This is a genomic window from Anoxybacteroides voinovskiense, from assembly GCF_014196205.1.
Taxonomy (GTDB): domain Bacteria; phylum Bacillota; class Bacilli; order Bacillales; family Anoxybacillaceae; genus Anoxybacteroides; species Anoxybacteroides voinovskiense.
Window position 1 is genome coordinate 125244 of record NZ_JACIDE010000006.1, and the last position, 14694, is coordinate 139937.

The window sequence follows — 14694 nt, forward strand, 5'->3', positions numbered from 1 at the left end:
AGTGACACTTTTCACCTCTGGAGAAAAAAGCAAGCTTTGCCTACGGGCGTTTTGTTTGCAAGAATAAAAATTGTTGTTTATTATGCTTTTGGATAAAAGTATTTCTACTTCAATAGCATTTCCACAATGTTTTTCCAAATAAACTATTATTGAAAGAATGGAAGGAGGAGAATGGGAGTAGTTTTTTTGTTGTTTTTTGTTAAAATAAGCGTTAAGAGCCAAAGTTAGTGGAAACACGTTTGTTAGGAGGGAGACAATCGATAAAAGCTGCCGCAAATAAACAAAGCAAAGAGAGTGAGTACGAATGGAACTAGAAAAATTACTTCAAAACATTCAAGATGCGTATGCATCGCTGTTAAATTGCACCGTTGTTATTGTCAATCAATCGTTCATACCTGTCACAAGAGCATCTAAACTGAACGATTTTACAAAACATATTCTCTTAACTTCTCGCATCACTAACGATTTTTCACGGCTACGCCGTACGATGTTAGTATCTACTGATATTCCTGGTGTAAAAGTTCTAATCGCTCCTATTAAGATTTATAACGAAACGTCTCTTTTTATTTGGGCAGGAGCATTTATGGAAAAGGGAGAAAAGCAATGGGTCGAATCTTCTTTAAAAAATCAGCAACTTCCTTCTACATCTTGTTTTCCTGAGGAAATTACGCTAGATGATATGCAGGAAAAACTCGAATATATTGAACAAATGGCATATACATGTCAGCAAATTTTAGAAACTAATAAACACAAAGGTGAATATGTTCGTCATTTTCAATGGTTAAATGAGGCGGTACAACCATTTTCTAAAAAAAATTTTGATATGGAAACGAGTTTAAACATACTTCCCAAATTAGATTCATCTATTGAGTTCGCTGCATATGCCCAAAAGATAAATGAAAACAAGTTTTTGATTAAATATACAGTGGGGGAAGAAATAAAAAAATGGAAACAGACCCCTTTAAAGGATGATGAGTTATTTGTTAAATGGTTTTTAGAAAATGGTAAACCGCTTGTTATTGAAAATGCGTCAACTCATTTACTTCTACCGTCTTTTTTGCAACAATTGAAACCATTACTTTTCTTTGCATATCCATTAATGCTTGATGATGAGCTGGCGGGAATTTTACTTGCTGGAAGCTTCCATAAAAAATTTTTTACAACTATTACGACAAAAAAAACGATGCAAATCGCTATGAATGTCGCCTCTCTCCGCCTACAATATGAAAAGGCAATGTCCGCTGTAGACCGTCATTTAATGCGACTTTCTATGTTAAACGATATGGGATCTATTATCGATAATGCAAAAAAATGGAAGAATTGTTATATATGATAAGTGACTTAGCTTCTCATTTAATACCGAATAAATTATTTATCATTACAATTGGCGATAAATACCGCCACATTAAAAATGAAAAACTTGTTTTTGAAAAACAGCTTAGCGAATATGTTAGTAGCCTACAAAGTCGCTATGTAAAAAAGGTAAGAGAAGGGCGTTCGTTTTTACCATATTTGTTTAATGCGCCATTTGGGCTAATGGTAGAAGTTCCTTTTTTGCTATCAGAAACGATAGTAGGGGTGTTAGCTGTTTGTATCGATAAAGAAGATGAAGTAAAAGAGGCTGAAGTATATACCAATACGTTACTTACTGTTAGCTATGATAAATTAAAGCAATTATTAGGTGAACAAATGACTGTTTCAGAAGTGGCTGAAGAACAGCAGATGCTACTTAAGCATTTAACCAAAAGAGAATTAGAAGTATTAAAATTACTTGTACAAGGATACAGTAATCGTGAGATAGCGGAAAATTTGTTTATTAGTATCCATACCGTTAAAAACCATATTACTAATATATTTCAAAAATTAGGGGTTTCTGATCGTTCTCAATTAATAGCGATGATATACAAAACTCGATTGTATGATTTAACTGATAAATACAATAATTGAAATATATTTCTAAAGCACCAAAAATATCGTTTGGTGCTTCTTTTTTTAGTACCTTATTACTATCGATATAGAATTGCTTATGAACAAAAGTAGGGAAATAGGAATGAAAAAGGATACCGGCAATACCGTTTCATTAGTTAAAATGACATTGTCTTTAAAGTTAAGTTGGGTAGGGGAAGATGAATGAACAGAGAAACCAATAAAAAATTGGATGTTATTATTTTTACGTTGCTTCTTGTAGTGAGTCATATACCTGTACTAGTTAATATATGGATTCAGAATTTGGTGGTTGAGTTTGTTTTAGCGGTGCTACTTTCTATTATTGGATTTGTAATAATAAGGTCTCTATTTATTCTTCCACTGCGTGAATTGACCCGATGTTCTCAGGCGGTGTTAGAAGGGGATTTAACTCAAGAAGTAAATATTAGAGCGATTGGAGAAGTAGAACATTTAGCAAAAACAATAGAGGGAATGACAGAAAGTTTACGAAATTTAGTAATTAAAATTAAGGACGATTCAAGAAATTTAACAGAAGCTGCAACTAGCTTAGCAAAAGCAGCAGATACTTCAGATCAAGCTATTGAAATGTTAGCGAGTACATTTACCCAAGCTTCTGCTGCTACGCAAGAACAAAGCGCTAATATCGAGGAACTACAATCAACAATCGAAGAGATTACTTCTTCGATGGAAGAGATTGCAGCGTCAGCACAGCAAGCAAGTGCTGTAGCGACAAGTGCCATTCAAACTTCAAAAAATGGTGTTAATGCAGTGCACTACGTAGCAGAACAATTATCCTTTGTTGAAAACCAATCAGATATTTTACAAAATGCTATTGAAAAATTAGAGAGTAGTTCTAAACAAATTACAGAAATGATTGCATTAATAACTCATATGGCAGACCAAACAAATTTATTAGCTTTGAACGCAGCGATTGAAGCTGCTAGAGCAGGAGAGCATGGACGAGGATTCGCAATTGTGGCAGACGAGGTCAGAAAATTAGCAGAAGAAAGTGCGAATGCGGCAAAGCGTATTGATGAAATTGTTGTAGAAAATGAAAAAGAAACAAAAGCAGCTGCAGCAATCATTGACAAACTACGAGAACAAGTAGCTGAAAGTAGGCACTTATCAAATCAAGCGGAAGAAGCACTATCTGCTATTATGCAAAGTACAGAGGAAATTGATAGAAGTTCAGCAAATATTGCAGCTGCTGTAGAGCAACAGTCCGAAGCAACTCAAATCATTAGCCAATCTATCGAAACAATTTCCAGCGCTGCTCAACAAATCGCGGCTTCTAGCCAAGAAGCGAACGCTGTCATTGAAGAACAAGCAACTGCAGCAAATTTAGTGAATCGTTCTTCTGCGGAATTGCAAACTCTTGCAGAAGAACTAGAGAAACTTATTGATACGTTTAAAACGGACATGTCTACTATCTAAGTGGACATGTCCTGTGAGGCGATTATTTTGTTTTTGAAACTCGATTATTTTGATAAAGGTACTCGATTGCTTCCTTATCTGAATCAAAAAACTTTGCAACCATAAAAAAAGCGGTAGTTTGGAAAATTTCTTTTAACGAATTTCCGATATTTGTGATAATTATTTCCTTGTTCCGTTTTCTAGCTAAAATAGCATATTTAATAATAGCTTCTAAACCAGTTTTATTGATGAAGGTTGTTTTTTCCATGTTCAATATAATAAAATTATAATTACTAAAAACTAGTCTACTTATTGTTTTTTGGAATTTTTTAACATTATCTAATGTGATATTTCCTTTCAAATAAATAATTTTAAATTTTGTCATGGATTTTATCGCCGTCCATTCTTTTTATCATTTTCTAAATGCTCAGTTCATCACCACAACATGTACTTGACAAGCAGGGGATTTTCTTGTGCCGTCGTGTACGAAAAATATGATTTACTGATTTTTTCCTTATAAGTACAAAGAAGGCGTGTTCTGAAATAGTCAAGTACAACTATCGGTGAAGAGCCAAATGCTCATAATGACGACTATTTTTTATAATTAAGGATAATTTTGTAAATAAACAATTAATTTACAATAGGGATAGATAAGAATTCCTTTCTCATTGTAAGTATTAAAAATACACGGTGGGTTAGCGATGATATCCAGTGCTAAAAATGATGTTAGAAAAAAGGCCTTGAGAGTGTCGAGGCCTTTTTATTATATCATATTAACAAGAAATGTGTAGTAAGTGAGGTTTAGATAAATAATAACCTTGTGCATATGGAACTCCTATCTTTTGTGCACAAAGCATATCTTCTTTCGTTTCAATTCCTTCCAGTATAATTTTTTTGTTATTATCAAAAAAGTCTAAAAAATAAGTAAGTACTTTTTGCTTTTTTGGATTGCTAGATAAGTCTTTTGCTAAATAATTATCAAACTTAATGACATCTGGTTCTATTTCTAATAAAGTATATAAGGAATGCTCACCTGTCCCTAAATCGTCGAGCGCAATAATAAATCCTTTTTCTTTTAACGAAGAGATGTTTTTCATAATTTTGCTTATATCCTTTAAAGGTTCGGACTCGTTTATCTCCAGTATAATTTGTCGATTTGATAAACATGTTTTTGTAATGATCTTTTCCAAAAACTGAGGAAAGAACGGAAATGACATTGTCGAAGGATAGACATTCACGGCTAAAAACAAATCATTGACGTAATTTTGTTGATAATATAAATCGAAAGTTTGGATTGAATTCGCAATCGAAGCCATGTCTAGTTCATGCACGTATCCTTGTTTTCGAGCAGCGTCAAAAAGTAAATCAGGGCTTTTGATAAGCGGGCAGCGCAGTAAACTTTCATATCCAACGATAGTTTGACTTGGTAGATGATAAATTGGTTGGAATACATTTGTAAACATTTTTCTCTCAGTAATTTCTCTAATTGTTTCTAGTTCCATTTTTACTTCTCTCCTTGTTCCGTAAATCAATAAAAAACTGCCTCTATTTTTTCTAAAGAGGCAGTTTTGCGAGCCGTCAGCAAGGCTGACATATTATATCCTTCTTAGAGGTGGTACTAAGAAGGGCAACTGGCTGGCATGTCTATTGAACAACTCAATAGAGGTAGCCCCTTTAGCTTTGCGCCCTACCCTTTCGAGTAGTTTGCCTATTTTTATGAAATTTTTTCCTGATATTGTTTGTAATTATATAATAATGCAGTCTGTAATATAATGGAATAGCACGCTATTCCTATTTATACTTAAGATGATAATTCCCATATAGCTCTTGTATATGATTTTAAAAATGTACCTACAAAAAGGGATAATACCTGTGGATAATGATGGGTTAGCATTGTATAATTTATGTGAAAAGAAATACCAACAATCAGAAGGTGACCAAAAATGAAAGCCTACCGCGTTTGTTGGCATTCGTGGGTGGAGGATGGAAGCATTTTAGAAGGACGCAGTCTTGTGTATGCGGATTCGCCGGAAGAAGCGGCGGAGCAGGTTGTGTGGAAAAAGACGAAAGAGTATCGGTTGAAGCCAGAGTGGATGCGGATTGAATCCGTGACGGAAATCCCGAGTTTGCATACTGAACAAAAGGCGGCTCTATAACAAAAGCCGCCTTTTCTCACTCGTTCTTTTGCCGAATTCCTGCCGCAGCGGCTCGTGCTTCGGCTTCTAAATCTTCGTGGTCGGCAAATTCGCGCGAATACTCGACGTCCACGCCGTCGGATTTCCATTGCTTCGGCACTTGCGGGAGCGACGATTTATTTTTATCCCGCGTTTTTTGCCCTCGAGATCGACCCATGTGAATTCCTCCTTCGTGTTATCGCTTGCACTTCACACTTAGGATGACGCAACGGGAAGAAAGTATAAATAGAATTTTTTGTTAATGCCTTGCTTTTTTCGTTGTGTACCCACCAGCTTGATCCGCCATTTTAAAATCGCGGGCATAACTAACTTCTTGTGCACTGGATAACGTGCTTTTCGTTTTTTCCGCTTTCCGTTTTTCCGCCATATCCATCCCTCACTTTCTTAAAATACATTCATATTTTTTCCAATCTCTTTCGTTTTTAAGCATAAAAAAAGAACTGTCACGTTTGTGAAACAGTTCCTTTTCTGCTATGCTTCTTTTCGTTGCTGCTCCTCTAATAACAGCGGACAACGCAGTGTATAAAGTGTGTAGTTGTCTTTGGAAATTTCATACAAGTTATAAATGTCTTCCCCTTGGTTAATTTGCTCGAACAACGCTTTTCTCGTTTCGTTTGCTAGCGTCACATACGGGAGCTTTTCTGCTGCCTTTGTCGAACGGACATTCACTTTGCGAATGCGCATAAAAACTGTTTGAATCGATAACTCGTAAAACAGTTCATTGAAAAACGCTTGTTTCGCGCGTTGGTTATAGCCTTGCCCATGATAAGGCTTGCCGAGCCAAGTGCCTAAAAACCCAGCCCCGTCTTGAATATCATATAAATTAATCGTGCCGATCGGATTGCCCCATTCGTCGATAATCGTCCGCGAAATGACTTCGCCTCGTTCTTCCGCTTCTATCGTTTGTTTAGTGACAAACAAAAATTCTTCATACGAATAAGCTTTTTGGCGCACGAAAGGGAAGACCTCAGGGTGCACCATTAATTCATAAAGCGCTTGACAATCTTGCAATTCGCGTTTTTTTAGAATCATGTTTCCCTCCTGTTCTGAGGGCAGTTTACACGTGGGAAAACCACCCTCGAAATTTTTTAATTTATTTCAATCAAAAAATTTCGGGGTGGGAATCGAACCCACTAGAACCAGCTTTCCGCTGGTGGCGCACCATTTGCCTTCCCTGTTATTGACGACGATATCCAGTTGTGATATGCACAGCTTTCTTCCATCATACATCATTATACGGAAAAAAGAAATAGCTATTTTGTTAACTTTTTGTTAAAAGATCGCAGAGCGCTTCTTCGAGGGACGGGAAGGAAAAAACGAAACCAGATTCCATCAATTTATTTGGCAACACTTTTTGTCCTTCTAAGACAAGCATGCTCATTTCTCCAAGTAAAAGGCGAAGCATAACACTTGGGACAGGCAGCCAATGCGGGCGGCGAACAATGCGAGCGACTGTTTTCCCAAACTGTTTCATCGTTACTGGAAACGGCGCTGTAAAATTGACCGCCCCTAATATATCATGATGTAATACATGCTCGATTGCTCGAACGACGTCATGAAGATGAATCCAAGACATCCATTGCGCTCCAGAACCAATCGTTCCACCAATCCACCATTTGTAAGGCGTCACTATTTTCGGCAACGCCCCGCCGTGAAGACCAAGCACGATGCCGAAACGAGCGAAAACGGTGCGAACACCGAGCGTCTCTGCTTGTTTCGCTGTTTTTTCCCAATGGTATACCGTTTGCGCTAAAAAGTCATTTCCGATGTGTGGAGAGTTTTCCGTAAATACATCGGTAAGCGACGTTCCATAAATACCGATGGCGCTTGCGTTAATAAGGACGTTTGGCGGTTTTGGCAAGCGGCGAATCATCCGAATCACTTCTTCCGTTGTTTGGATGCGGCTTTGCATAATCCGTTCTTTTCGCGCTTTCGTCCATCGTCCACTATTAATCGATTCGCCTGCTAAGTTGATAACTGCATCTAGTGCAGGCAGTTCTGCCTCTGGCTTGCTTTCGGGCGTAAGCCATTGCACATAATGAACGTTTGGAGAAGGCGATATACGTGGAGTTCTCGTTAATACATAAAGATGATGCCCTTGTTCTTTCAAATAATCGACTACTGCTTTTCCAACAAATCCTGTTCCACCGGCGATAGCAATGTTCAAAAAAACCACCCTTTCCCCTCATTTTTTTTATGGTACTATAAATCATGAGGTGTTGGAAATGTGGCTGGTGACAAAAATTGCGGCAGACCCCCGCGACCATGAGCGGTTTGTTCTTCATTTGTTGCACGAAAATGGTGAAACGATGTCCGTTAGCATCGACCAAAACGTGTTAGTTGAATTTCGCTTGAAAAAAGGGACGGAATTGGATGAATTTACATTCGGGGAAATAGTATATGCAGATGCGGTGAAAAAAGCGTATCATGCGGCATTATTATTTCTTGCTTCGCGCATGCGTTCGGAGAAAGAAATCGTCGATCATTTAAAGAAAAAAGGAAATACAGATGCTATTATTCGCGACGTATTGCACGAACTAAGGAAGCATCGGTACGTAGACGACCGCGAATTTGCGCTTGCGTTTGTGCGCACCCAAATGAACACAACGCTAAAAGGTCCTCTCGTCATCGCGAAAGAGCTAGAGAACTTCGGAATTGCGAAAGCGCTAATCGACGAAAGCTTGCGTCTATTCCCAATCGAAAAGCAACGAGAAACCGCTAAAAAGGTGGTGGAAAAGGCGAAAAAGCAGTCGAAAAAACGTTCGTCGCTTGAATGGAAGCAACAACTTATGCAGCTTTTGCAGCGAAAAGGCTTTTCACGTGCGGTCATCGACGACGTTCTTTCAGAACTCGATGAATGGCAGACGGAAGAGGAAGAATGGGAAGCACTCGAATACCACGCGCGCAAAATCCATCGCCGCTACGCTAATTACAGCGGATGGGAATATGAACGAAAAATGAAACAAGCCCTTTACCGGAAAGGATTTTCGCTAGAACAAATCGAGAAAGTATTGCATCGACTAAACGAAGAATAGCGGGAACGTCCGCTTAGGCGTGTTGATTAACCATTTAAAAGCCAGCTGGCATCGCTCTATTCCCAGCTTTTCTGCTGTAGTCGGCACTTTTGCCGACTGGGCATGCTGTACGCATGCCCTCCTCGAACAATGAACGCTTTGCGGGCAAATGACATTTGCCCGCCGGCGTTCTTGTTCGAGGGAAGAGGCAGAAAAGCTGGTGTTCAGCCATATGATTGTGTGTTTTTCGTAAAACAATGGATAATCAATACTCGCCACATTCGCTACTCAATGATGATTTCCGGCTGTCCGTTTTCTTGTGCAACGATTTGTTCGGCGACTTGGCGCGGCGACCGAAGGCGAGAGCGGTCTTGAATATGGTCGCTTCCTTCCCAAAACGGGGTGTCCATGCCGCCCATATACACAGCAGTGACGGAAATATTCGTTTGTTCGAGCTCTTTGACAAGGCTTTCGCTAAACCCGCGAATCGCAAATTTCGTTGCAACATAAACAGATTCGTTCACTTTTCCACGCAAGCCAGCGGTGGAAATAATGTTGATAATTTTTGCTTTCGGCAACAAGCGGAAGTATGGAAGGAACGCTTTTGTCATATAAATCGTTCCGTTAATATTTGTCGCAATCATATCCGCAATTTGCTCGTGCGAAAGCGAGGAAAGCGGTCCAAAATAGCCGATGCCGGCGTTATTCACTAAGCACGTGACACGATGTTTTTTTAAAATCGCTTTCGCTGTTTCGCTTACTTCGTCGTAGCGGCGAATATCAAGCGGATAGACGAACGCGGTTCCATGATTGGCTTCAATTTCTTGCTGGACGCTTAACAGCGGAGATTCGCGTCTTCCAAGCAAAATGACCGCGTATCCTTTCTCGGCGTACAATAGCGCTAATTCTTTGCCGAGACCTGTCCCAGCTCCAGTAATGACGATTGCTTCCATTGTGCACATCTCCATTTCATGATTTCATCATGATTATCATATACCAATCGGAAGGAGTGGAAAAGATGCAACAAAAACGGTACAGCGAAATGACGGAGTATGAGTTGAAACAAGAAATTGCCCATCTGACCGAAAAAGCACGCAAAGCCGAGCAAATGGGGATGGTAAATGAACTTGCGGTCTATGAACGAAAAATCGCGATGGCAAAAGCGTATTTATTGAACCCAGAAGACTTTCGACCGGGAGATATATACGAAATTGACGGTGATCCGGGTTCAGTGTTTAAAATCCGTTATTTGAATGGAGTATTTGCGTGGGGGTACCGATTAACCGGTGATGGAAGCGAAGAGGCGCTACCGATTTCATTGCTTATTAAACCGTAACATATGAAAGGTGCTCCGCTCATTTGGAGCACCCTTTTCCGTTATGATTGTTTTCGTGTCTGCCGTTCTAAAATAATTAAATCAAGTGTTTGCTGGGTTTCCCCATTCACTTGGGAATGGGCATGCTTCGGGTTTGCCCACGGTTGCTGGAACGGGTTGGAATATAAGTTGTCATAAAAGTTTTTCCGTTGATGTCGACCCATTCGAGTACCTCCTCACTATTGGAAAAGCGGTTACTCATCGCGTTGATTGGAGGCGCTCATGCGTTCTTGCGGGTGGGTATTAATCGTCCCATTGGCGCGTTTAGAAGCATACTCTGCTTTCGCGCGCGGCTCGCCTTCCAATTTGTTATTATTTTGGTTAGGAAAACTTTTCGCTTTATTCCGCATGACTCATCCCTCCTCGGCATTCGTTTGTGTTGTCCCAACACATTTTTAGTATGGCGAATGACCGAATGGTTATGTAGTTCAAATGTTGGTACAAAAGGGAGGTGAAACGATGAACGAACACTTTGAACGATTAACGAATTATTTGCTCGAAAAAAACGATTCGCTTGCGTACGCACAGGCGCGCACGTGGGTGGAATTACTTTGGGAAGATTTTGAAACGACATACGCACGCGCAGGATATTCGTATAAGGGAAAAGAACTGACAGAAAAAGTCGTTCGCCAGTGGATTGACCAATATGGGGCGCAACTACATGAGTTTCGGACGACGAACCCAAAATATAAACATTTGTTGAACCAAGAGGACTATTTGAAACATTAACCCGAGCAAAATGCTCGGGTTAGCTTGGGATAAGTTCTAGTTTTTTGCGCAACTTCCCTTCGCTAAAAATCCAGCCAGTATACGAACTGACGATTTGAAAATGAAGGTCGAGCTGAACGACCGCTACAAACGGATAATACCCTTTACTGCGGTAGCGCAAATCGGTAAAACGCACTTCGTAATGGTCGCTATATTCGTTTACTTCCCAACGGTAAACTGGCGAAAACGATAAAAACGCCGCTAAGTTTTCATCTTGCTTCGCCGCTTCAATGGCTGGATGGGCAGGAACCGGGCATCGTTCGAACGTGTCTTGCAGATGAATGACACCATTTTTCGCGCGTGCCACGTAAAAATAGTCTTTCGCCGTAATCGCTAAATGCCATTCCCGAAAACGAAAGGTCGGCACGGTAATAATTTGTTCCACGTCGCGAATTTGCTGCTGGACGGCCCGTTTAATCGCTGCTTGTTGCCGAAATCGAACGACATAATATCCAACGAGAATCGCATAAATGGCTAAAAACGTATACCCAGGCTGTGTCCCAAGAAATAATAAGCCGATACCAACGAGATGAAGCCCGAAAATAAATGGGTCAAACGTATTAATGACGCCAAAAGCTACCCATTTTTTTGTAAACGGACGCAGCGCTTGTGTCCCATACGCATTAAAAAGGTCGACGAATACGTGTAACCAAACCGCAACCGAAATCCATACCCAAAGATGAAAAACGTTCACGTCTGGATAAAAATAGACGAGAACCCCTGTTAAAAGCAGCGGCCAAAGGAATAGCGCTGGAATCGAATGCGTCATCCCGCGGTGGTTGCGAATATATTTGGCGTTATTTTTTAATTTTAAGACCGTATCAATATCTGGTATTTGGGAGCCAGCTAATGCACCAATAAGTACAGCATGGGCTAAAACTGGGTCATGGCTAACGGCAGGATCGAGTGTCGCTATACTCCCTAACGCTACGCCCATGACGATATGTGTTCCTGTATCCAACGAAAAATCCTCCTTTAAGTTTCTGCTTCATAGTATATCCATATTTTCCAATGACGCTTGGACAATTGCAATTTTTTTAAAATCGCGAGATACTATCATTAGTTTATCATCTTGGAGGAGTCATCGTGAACGAAAAAATTGCCCCATTTCTTGAAGGATTTGCGACAGAAAGGTTTCAACGTGACCTCATTCAATGGTTCGAACGAGAACAGCGCGAGTTGCCGTGGCGAAAAGAAACTGACCCGTACAAAATTTGGGTTTCCGAAGTGATGTTGCAACAAACTAAAGTCGATACGGTTATCCCTTACTTTCAACAGTTTATGGAGCAATTTCCGACATTAGAAGCGCTTGCGGATGCCGATGAAGAAAAAGTGTTGAAAGCATGGGAAGGACTTGGCTATTATTCGCGCGTTCGCAACTTGCATGCGGCAGTGAAAGAAGTGAAAGAACGATATGGCGGAAAAGTCCCAGATAATGTAGAGCACTTTTCGAAGCTAAAAGGCGTCGGCCCATATACGACGGGAGCTGTGTTAAGCATCGCTTACGGAATCCCCGAGCCAGCAGTCGACGGCAACGTCATGCGCGTGTTGTCACGCATTTTTCTCGTATGGGAAGATATTGCAAAGGCGAAAACGCGGACGTTATTTGAGGCCATCGTTCGCGCGATTATTGCTCGCGACCACCCGTCGTATTTTAATCAGGCACTCATGGAGCTTGGCGCATTAATTTGCGTTCCAAGGAAACCAGCGTGTTTACTTTGTCCCGTTCGCAGCCATTGCCGCGCCTTTCACGAAGGGGTGCAGGAGCAGTTGCCGGTCAAAACGAAAAAAGCGAAAGGAAAAGAAGTGGACATCGTCGCTGCGGTAGTCGTTGATGAAAAAGGACGAGTGCTTATTCATAAACGTGACAGCGACGGGCTGCTAGCGAATTTATGGGAGTTTCCAAATTGTGAAGTCGTCTCAGAAAACCGGAGGCAACAATTAGAATCATTTTTTCTAGAGAGGTATGGGGTAAGCGTTACGCTACAATTTCCGTTTGCCGCTTTGCAGCACGTTTTTTCCCATTTAGTCTGGAACATTGTCGCTTACTATGGTACGATTGTGGGCGATGTCAGCGAAACCGACCGGCTAAAACTGGTCAGCGAGGAAGAATTGCAACAATATGCGTTTCCTGTTTCGCACCAGCGGCTTTGGGAAGAATATCAAAAAAAAGCGACGGACGAAGATAAAACCGTTCGCCGCATTGTATGTGAATGATAACGCATCGTACGGAACTTTAATCATACGGCTGTGCGGTTCCTTGCGTATACGTCGCTTCCATTTTCTCGAATCCGCCGCGCGCTTCGATTTCTTCGATAATTTCGCGGTGGATCGTCTGCCCTTCGGCGTTTAAATATGGTGCGATTTGTTGGAGTGCATGATGAAAAAACGCTAGTTCGCTATTTTTCCATTTTGCTTTTGGCATCATCGAAAGCTCGGTCATATCGCGACCAACATACATCGGCTGTCCCTCCTTTTCCATAGTTTGCAAAACAGCCGGTGAAATTATACATAAGGGGAGAGAAACGATGAAAGTAGCAGTTGTCACAGGAAGCAGCCGCGGCATCGGAAAAGCGATTGCGCTTCGGCTCGCAAAAGAAGGATACAATATTGTTGTTAACTATGCCCGCAGCAAAGAAGCAGCGCTACAAACAGCGAGCGAAATTGAAGCGCTTGGTCGAAAAGCGCTCGTTGTCAAGGCGAACGTTGGCAAAGTCGAAAAAATTCAAGAAATGTTTGCACAAATTGATGAAGTGTTCGGTCGTGTGGACGTCTTAATTAATAACGCCGCTTCCGGTGTATTGCGTCCAGCGATGGAATTGGAAGAATCCCATTGGGACTGGACGATGGACATTAACAGTAAAGCGCTCTTGTTTTGCGCACAAGAAGCGGCGAAGCGAATGGAAAAAGTAGGAGGAGGGAAAATTGTCAGCATCAGCTCGCTCGGCTCGATTCGCTATTTAGAAAACTATACAGCTGTCGGTGTATCGAAAGCAGCGGTCGAGTCGCTTACTCGCTACTTAGCGGTTGAGTTAGCTGCGAAAAATATTTCTGTCAACGCCGTATCCGGCGGGGCCGTTGATACGGATGCACTCAAACATTTTCCAAACCGTGAAGAACTGCTTGCCGATGCAGTAGCGAAAACGCCAGCTGGACGGATGGTCGAGCCGGAAGACATCGTCAACGCCGTGCTATTTTTACTATCCGATCAAGCAGAGATGATTCGCGGGCAAACGATTATCGTCGATGGCGGTCGCTCGTTGCTTATGTAATTTTCGTGGATAAAAAATCACCTCTTGGACACATTAAAAGTCGTGGAGGTGATGACGATGGCAAAACAACCGAACAAAACGATTGCCGGAACAAATATTCAAGAAGTAAGACAACAAAACGCGCAATCGGCACAAGCTGGTCAATTCGGCACAGAGTTTGCGGCGGAAACGAACATTCAAGACGTGAAACAACAAAACGCCCAATCCGAATCACGGAAAGCACAAAATACGACGCGTCAAGCGCCAAACCAAAGCAAATAACAAATACGGCATCTCTCTTTAGCGCGAGGGATGCCGATTTTTTTTAGGATAATCGACAAAAGTTCCCATCACTCTACAAAGGGATTCGCCTGTTCTCCACGAATTTGTAAGTAAAAAATGAGAAGGGGAGAACACGATGGATCGTTTCGATCAATTAGTAAGAGAGCAGCTAGAAACGATGGAGCAGCTTCTATTTTTACAGTCAGAAATCGAGCGTTGCAAAATACTAGAAGCAGAACTCAGCGCGTTGCAACACGAAACGAAACGACAAGCAGTCCATGATGAAATTGAGCACATGAAGCAGCAATTAGCTGAAATCCAACGGCTGTTTGAGCAGCAAACAGAAAAAGTCATTCGGTCGTATCAATGCAAAGAGCCATCGTTATGATTTGATGGCTCTTTTGTTTTATAATGATATAATAAAGAAAGAAGCACCAGAGTGAAAGTAG

General features: G+C 41.1%; 22 protein-coding genes and 1 riboswitch. Of the genes, 11 read left to right on the plus strand and 11 right to left on the minus strand.

Annotated features, from left to right (window positions below):
* The first annotated feature begins 304 nt into the window (after window positions 1-304).
* The 3 genes from GGR02_RS05815 (at window position 305) to GGR02_RS05825 (ending at window position 3381) form a co-directional block, all read left to right on the plus strand.
* Entirely contained in the window at window positions 305-1333 is a 1029-nt protein-coding gene (locus tag GGR02_RS05815) for a hypothetical protein (RefSeq protein WP_183183791.1), read from the plus strand.
* Window positions 1312-1947, plus strand: a complete 636-nt coding sequence (locus tag GGR02_RS17775; protein ID WP_221210722.1) for a response regulator transcription factor — start codon at window positions 1312-1314, stop codon at window positions 1945-1947. The genes GGR02_RS05815 and GGR02_RS17775 overlap by 22 nt, the downstream gene beginning before the upstream one ends.
* Window positions 1948-2130: 183 nt before the next feature.
* Window positions 2131-3381, plus strand: coding sequence for a methyl-accepting chemotaxis protein (locus tag GGR02_RS05825; protein WP_229706096.1), 1251 nt, complete (start codon window positions 2131-2133; stop codon window positions 3379-3381).
* A 22-nt stretch (window positions 3382-3403) separates the two neighbouring features.
* On the opposite strand, the gene GGR02_RS05830 is transcribed toward GGR02_RS05825, so the two are convergent.
* The gene (locus GGR02_RS05830; protein WP_183183792.1) at window positions 3404-3745 is read right to left on the minus strand and encodes an STAS domain-containing protein; all 342 of its coding nucleotides are present in this window, start codon (window positions 3743-3745) and stop codon (window positions 3404-3406) included.
* 388 nt (window positions 3746-4133) lie between these two features.
* A complete protein-coding gene (locus GGR02_RS05835) occupies window positions 4134-4862 on the minus strand; it encodes an EAL domain-containing protein (protein WP_183183793.1) in 729 nt (242 codons plus the stop codon).
* A 121-nt stretch (window positions 4863-4983) separates the two neighbouring features.
* A riboswitch (cyclic di-GMP riboswitch) is annotated at window positions 4984-5079 on the minus strand.
* Between the two features lie 224 nt (window positions 5080-5303).
* On the opposite strand from GGR02_RS05835, the gene GGR02_RS05840 reads away from it, so the two are divergent.
* Window positions 5304-5516 carry a hypothetical protein gene (locus GGR02_RS05840; RefSeq protein ID WP_183183794.1) on the plus strand — a complete coding sequence of 71 codons (213 nt, stop codon included), beginning with the start codon at window positions 5304-5306 and terminating at the stop codon, window positions 5514-5516.
* A 16-nt stretch (window positions 5517-5532) separates the two neighbouring features.
* On the opposite strand, the gene GGR02_RS05845 is transcribed toward GGR02_RS05840, so the two are convergent.
* The 4 genes from GGR02_RS05845 to GGR02_RS05860 form a co-directional block, all read right to left on the minus strand.
* On the minus strand, window positions 5533-5712 hold the full coding sequence (locus GGR02_RS05845) for a YfhD family protein (protein ID WP_183183795.1): 180 nt from the start codon (window positions 5710-5712) through the stop codon (window positions 5533-5535).
* A gap of 81 nt (window positions 5713-5793) precedes the next feature.
* Window positions 5794-5922, minus strand: a complete 129-nt coding sequence (locus tag GGR02_RS05850; RefSeq protein ID WP_084256191.1) for a YfhE family protein — start codon at window positions 5920-5922, stop codon at window positions 5794-5796.
* A gap of 104 nt (window positions 5923-6026) precedes the next feature.
* Window positions 6027-6584, minus strand: coding sequence for a GNAT family N-acetyltransferase (locus tag GGR02_RS05855; protein ID WP_183183835.1), 558 nt, complete (start codon window positions 6582-6584; stop codon window positions 6027-6029).
* A 232-nt stretch (window positions 6585-6816) separates the two neighbouring features.
* On the minus strand, window positions 6817-7722 hold the full coding sequence (locus GGR02_RS05860; protein ID WP_183183796.1) for a TIGR01777 family oxidoreductase: 906 nt from the start codon (window positions 7720-7722) through the stop codon (window positions 6817-6819).
* 58 nt (window positions 7723-7780) lie between these two features.
* Here GGR02_RS05860 and recX point away from each other — a divergent pair, with 58 nt between their 5' ends.
* Window positions 7781-8590 (plus strand): recombination regulator RecX, encoded by an 810-nt coding sequence (gene recX, locus GGR02_RS05865; RefSeq protein WP_183183797.1) that lies wholly within the window; start codon window positions 7781-7783, stop codon window positions 8588-8590.
* A gap of 263 nt (window positions 8591-8853) precedes the next feature.
* On the opposite strand, the gene GGR02_RS05870 is transcribed toward recX, so the two are convergent.
* Window positions 8854-9522 (minus strand): SDR family NAD(P)-dependent oxidoreductase, encoded by a 669-nt coding sequence (locus tag GGR02_RS05870; protein WP_183183798.1) that lies wholly within the window; start codon window positions 9520-9522, stop codon window positions 8854-8856.
* A 56-nt stretch (window positions 9523-9578) separates the two neighbouring features.
* Here GGR02_RS05870 and GGR02_RS05875 point away from each other — a divergent pair, with 56 nt between their 5' ends.
* Window positions 9579-9905 (plus strand): YfhH family protein, encoded by a 327-nt coding sequence (locus tag GGR02_RS05875; protein WP_183183836.1) that lies wholly within the window; start codon window positions 9579-9581, stop codon window positions 9903-9905.
* A gap of 41 nt (window positions 9906-9946) precedes the next feature.
* Here GGR02_RS05875 and GGR02_RS05880 read toward each other — a convergent pair whose 3' ends face one another.
* A complete protein-coding gene (locus GGR02_RS05880; RefSeq protein ID WP_183183799.1) occupies window positions 9947-10108 on the minus strand; it encodes a YpzG family protein in 162 nt (53 codons plus the stop codon).
* A 30-nt stretch (window positions 10109-10138) separates the two neighbouring features.
* Window positions 10139-10294, minus strand: a complete 156-nt coding sequence (locus GGR02_RS05885; protein ID WP_183183800.1) for a small, acid-soluble spore protein K — start codon at window positions 10292-10294, stop codon at window positions 10139-10141.
* Between the two features lie 109 nt (window positions 10295-10403).
* Between GGR02_RS05885 and GGR02_RS05890 the strand changes: the two genes are divergently transcribed.
* Window positions 10404-10673, plus strand: coding sequence for a YfhJ family protein (locus tag GGR02_RS05890; protein WP_183183801.1), 270 nt, complete (start codon window positions 10404-10406; stop codon window positions 10671-10673).
* Between the two features lie 19 nt (window positions 10674-10692).
* On the opposite strand, the gene GGR02_RS05895 is transcribed toward GGR02_RS05890, so the two are convergent.
* Window positions 10693-11673: a metal-dependent hydrolase gene (locus tag GGR02_RS05895; protein ID WP_183183802.1), complete on the minus strand. Its 981-nt coding sequence runs from the start codon at window positions 11671-11673 to the stop codon at window positions 10693-10695.
* A gap of 125 nt (window positions 11674-11798) precedes the next feature.
* Between GGR02_RS05895 and mutY the strand changes: the two genes are divergently transcribed.
* The gene (gene mutY, locus GGR02_RS05900) at window positions 11799-12929 is read left to right on the plus strand and encodes an A/G-specific adenine glycosylase (RefSeq protein ID WP_229706095.1); all 1131 of its coding nucleotides are present in this window, start codon (window positions 11799-11801) and stop codon (window positions 12927-12929) included.
* Between the two features lie 19 nt (window positions 12930-12948).
* Here mutY and GGR02_RS05905 read toward each other — a convergent pair whose 3' ends face one another.
* A complete protein-coding gene (locus tag GGR02_RS05905; RefSeq protein ID WP_183183803.1) occupies window positions 12949-13173 on the minus strand; it encodes a cytosolic protein in 225 nt (74 codons plus the stop codon).
* Between the two features lie 67 nt (window positions 13174-13240).
* On the opposite strand from GGR02_RS05905, the gene fabL reads away from it, so the two are divergent.
* From fabL to GGR02_RS05920, 3 genes are all read left to right on the plus strand, one after another.
* Window positions 13241-13984, plus strand: a complete 744-nt coding sequence (fabL, locus tag GGR02_RS05910; protein ID WP_183183804.1) for an enoyl-[acyl-carrier-protein] reductase FabL — start codon at window positions 13241-13243, stop codon at window positions 13982-13984.
* Between the two features lie 57 nt (window positions 13985-14041).
* Window positions 14042-14245, plus strand: a complete 204-nt coding sequence (locus tag GGR02_RS05915; protein WP_183183805.1) for a gamma-type small acid-soluble spore protein — start codon at window positions 14042-14044, stop codon at window positions 14243-14245.
* Window positions 14246-14381: 136 nt separating this feature from the next.
* Window positions 14382-14633, plus strand: a complete 252-nt coding sequence (locus tag GGR02_RS05920; protein WP_183183806.1) for a YgaB family protein — start codon at window positions 14382-14384, stop codon at window positions 14631-14633.
* The last annotated feature ends 61 nt before the right edge of the window (window positions 14634-14694 follow it).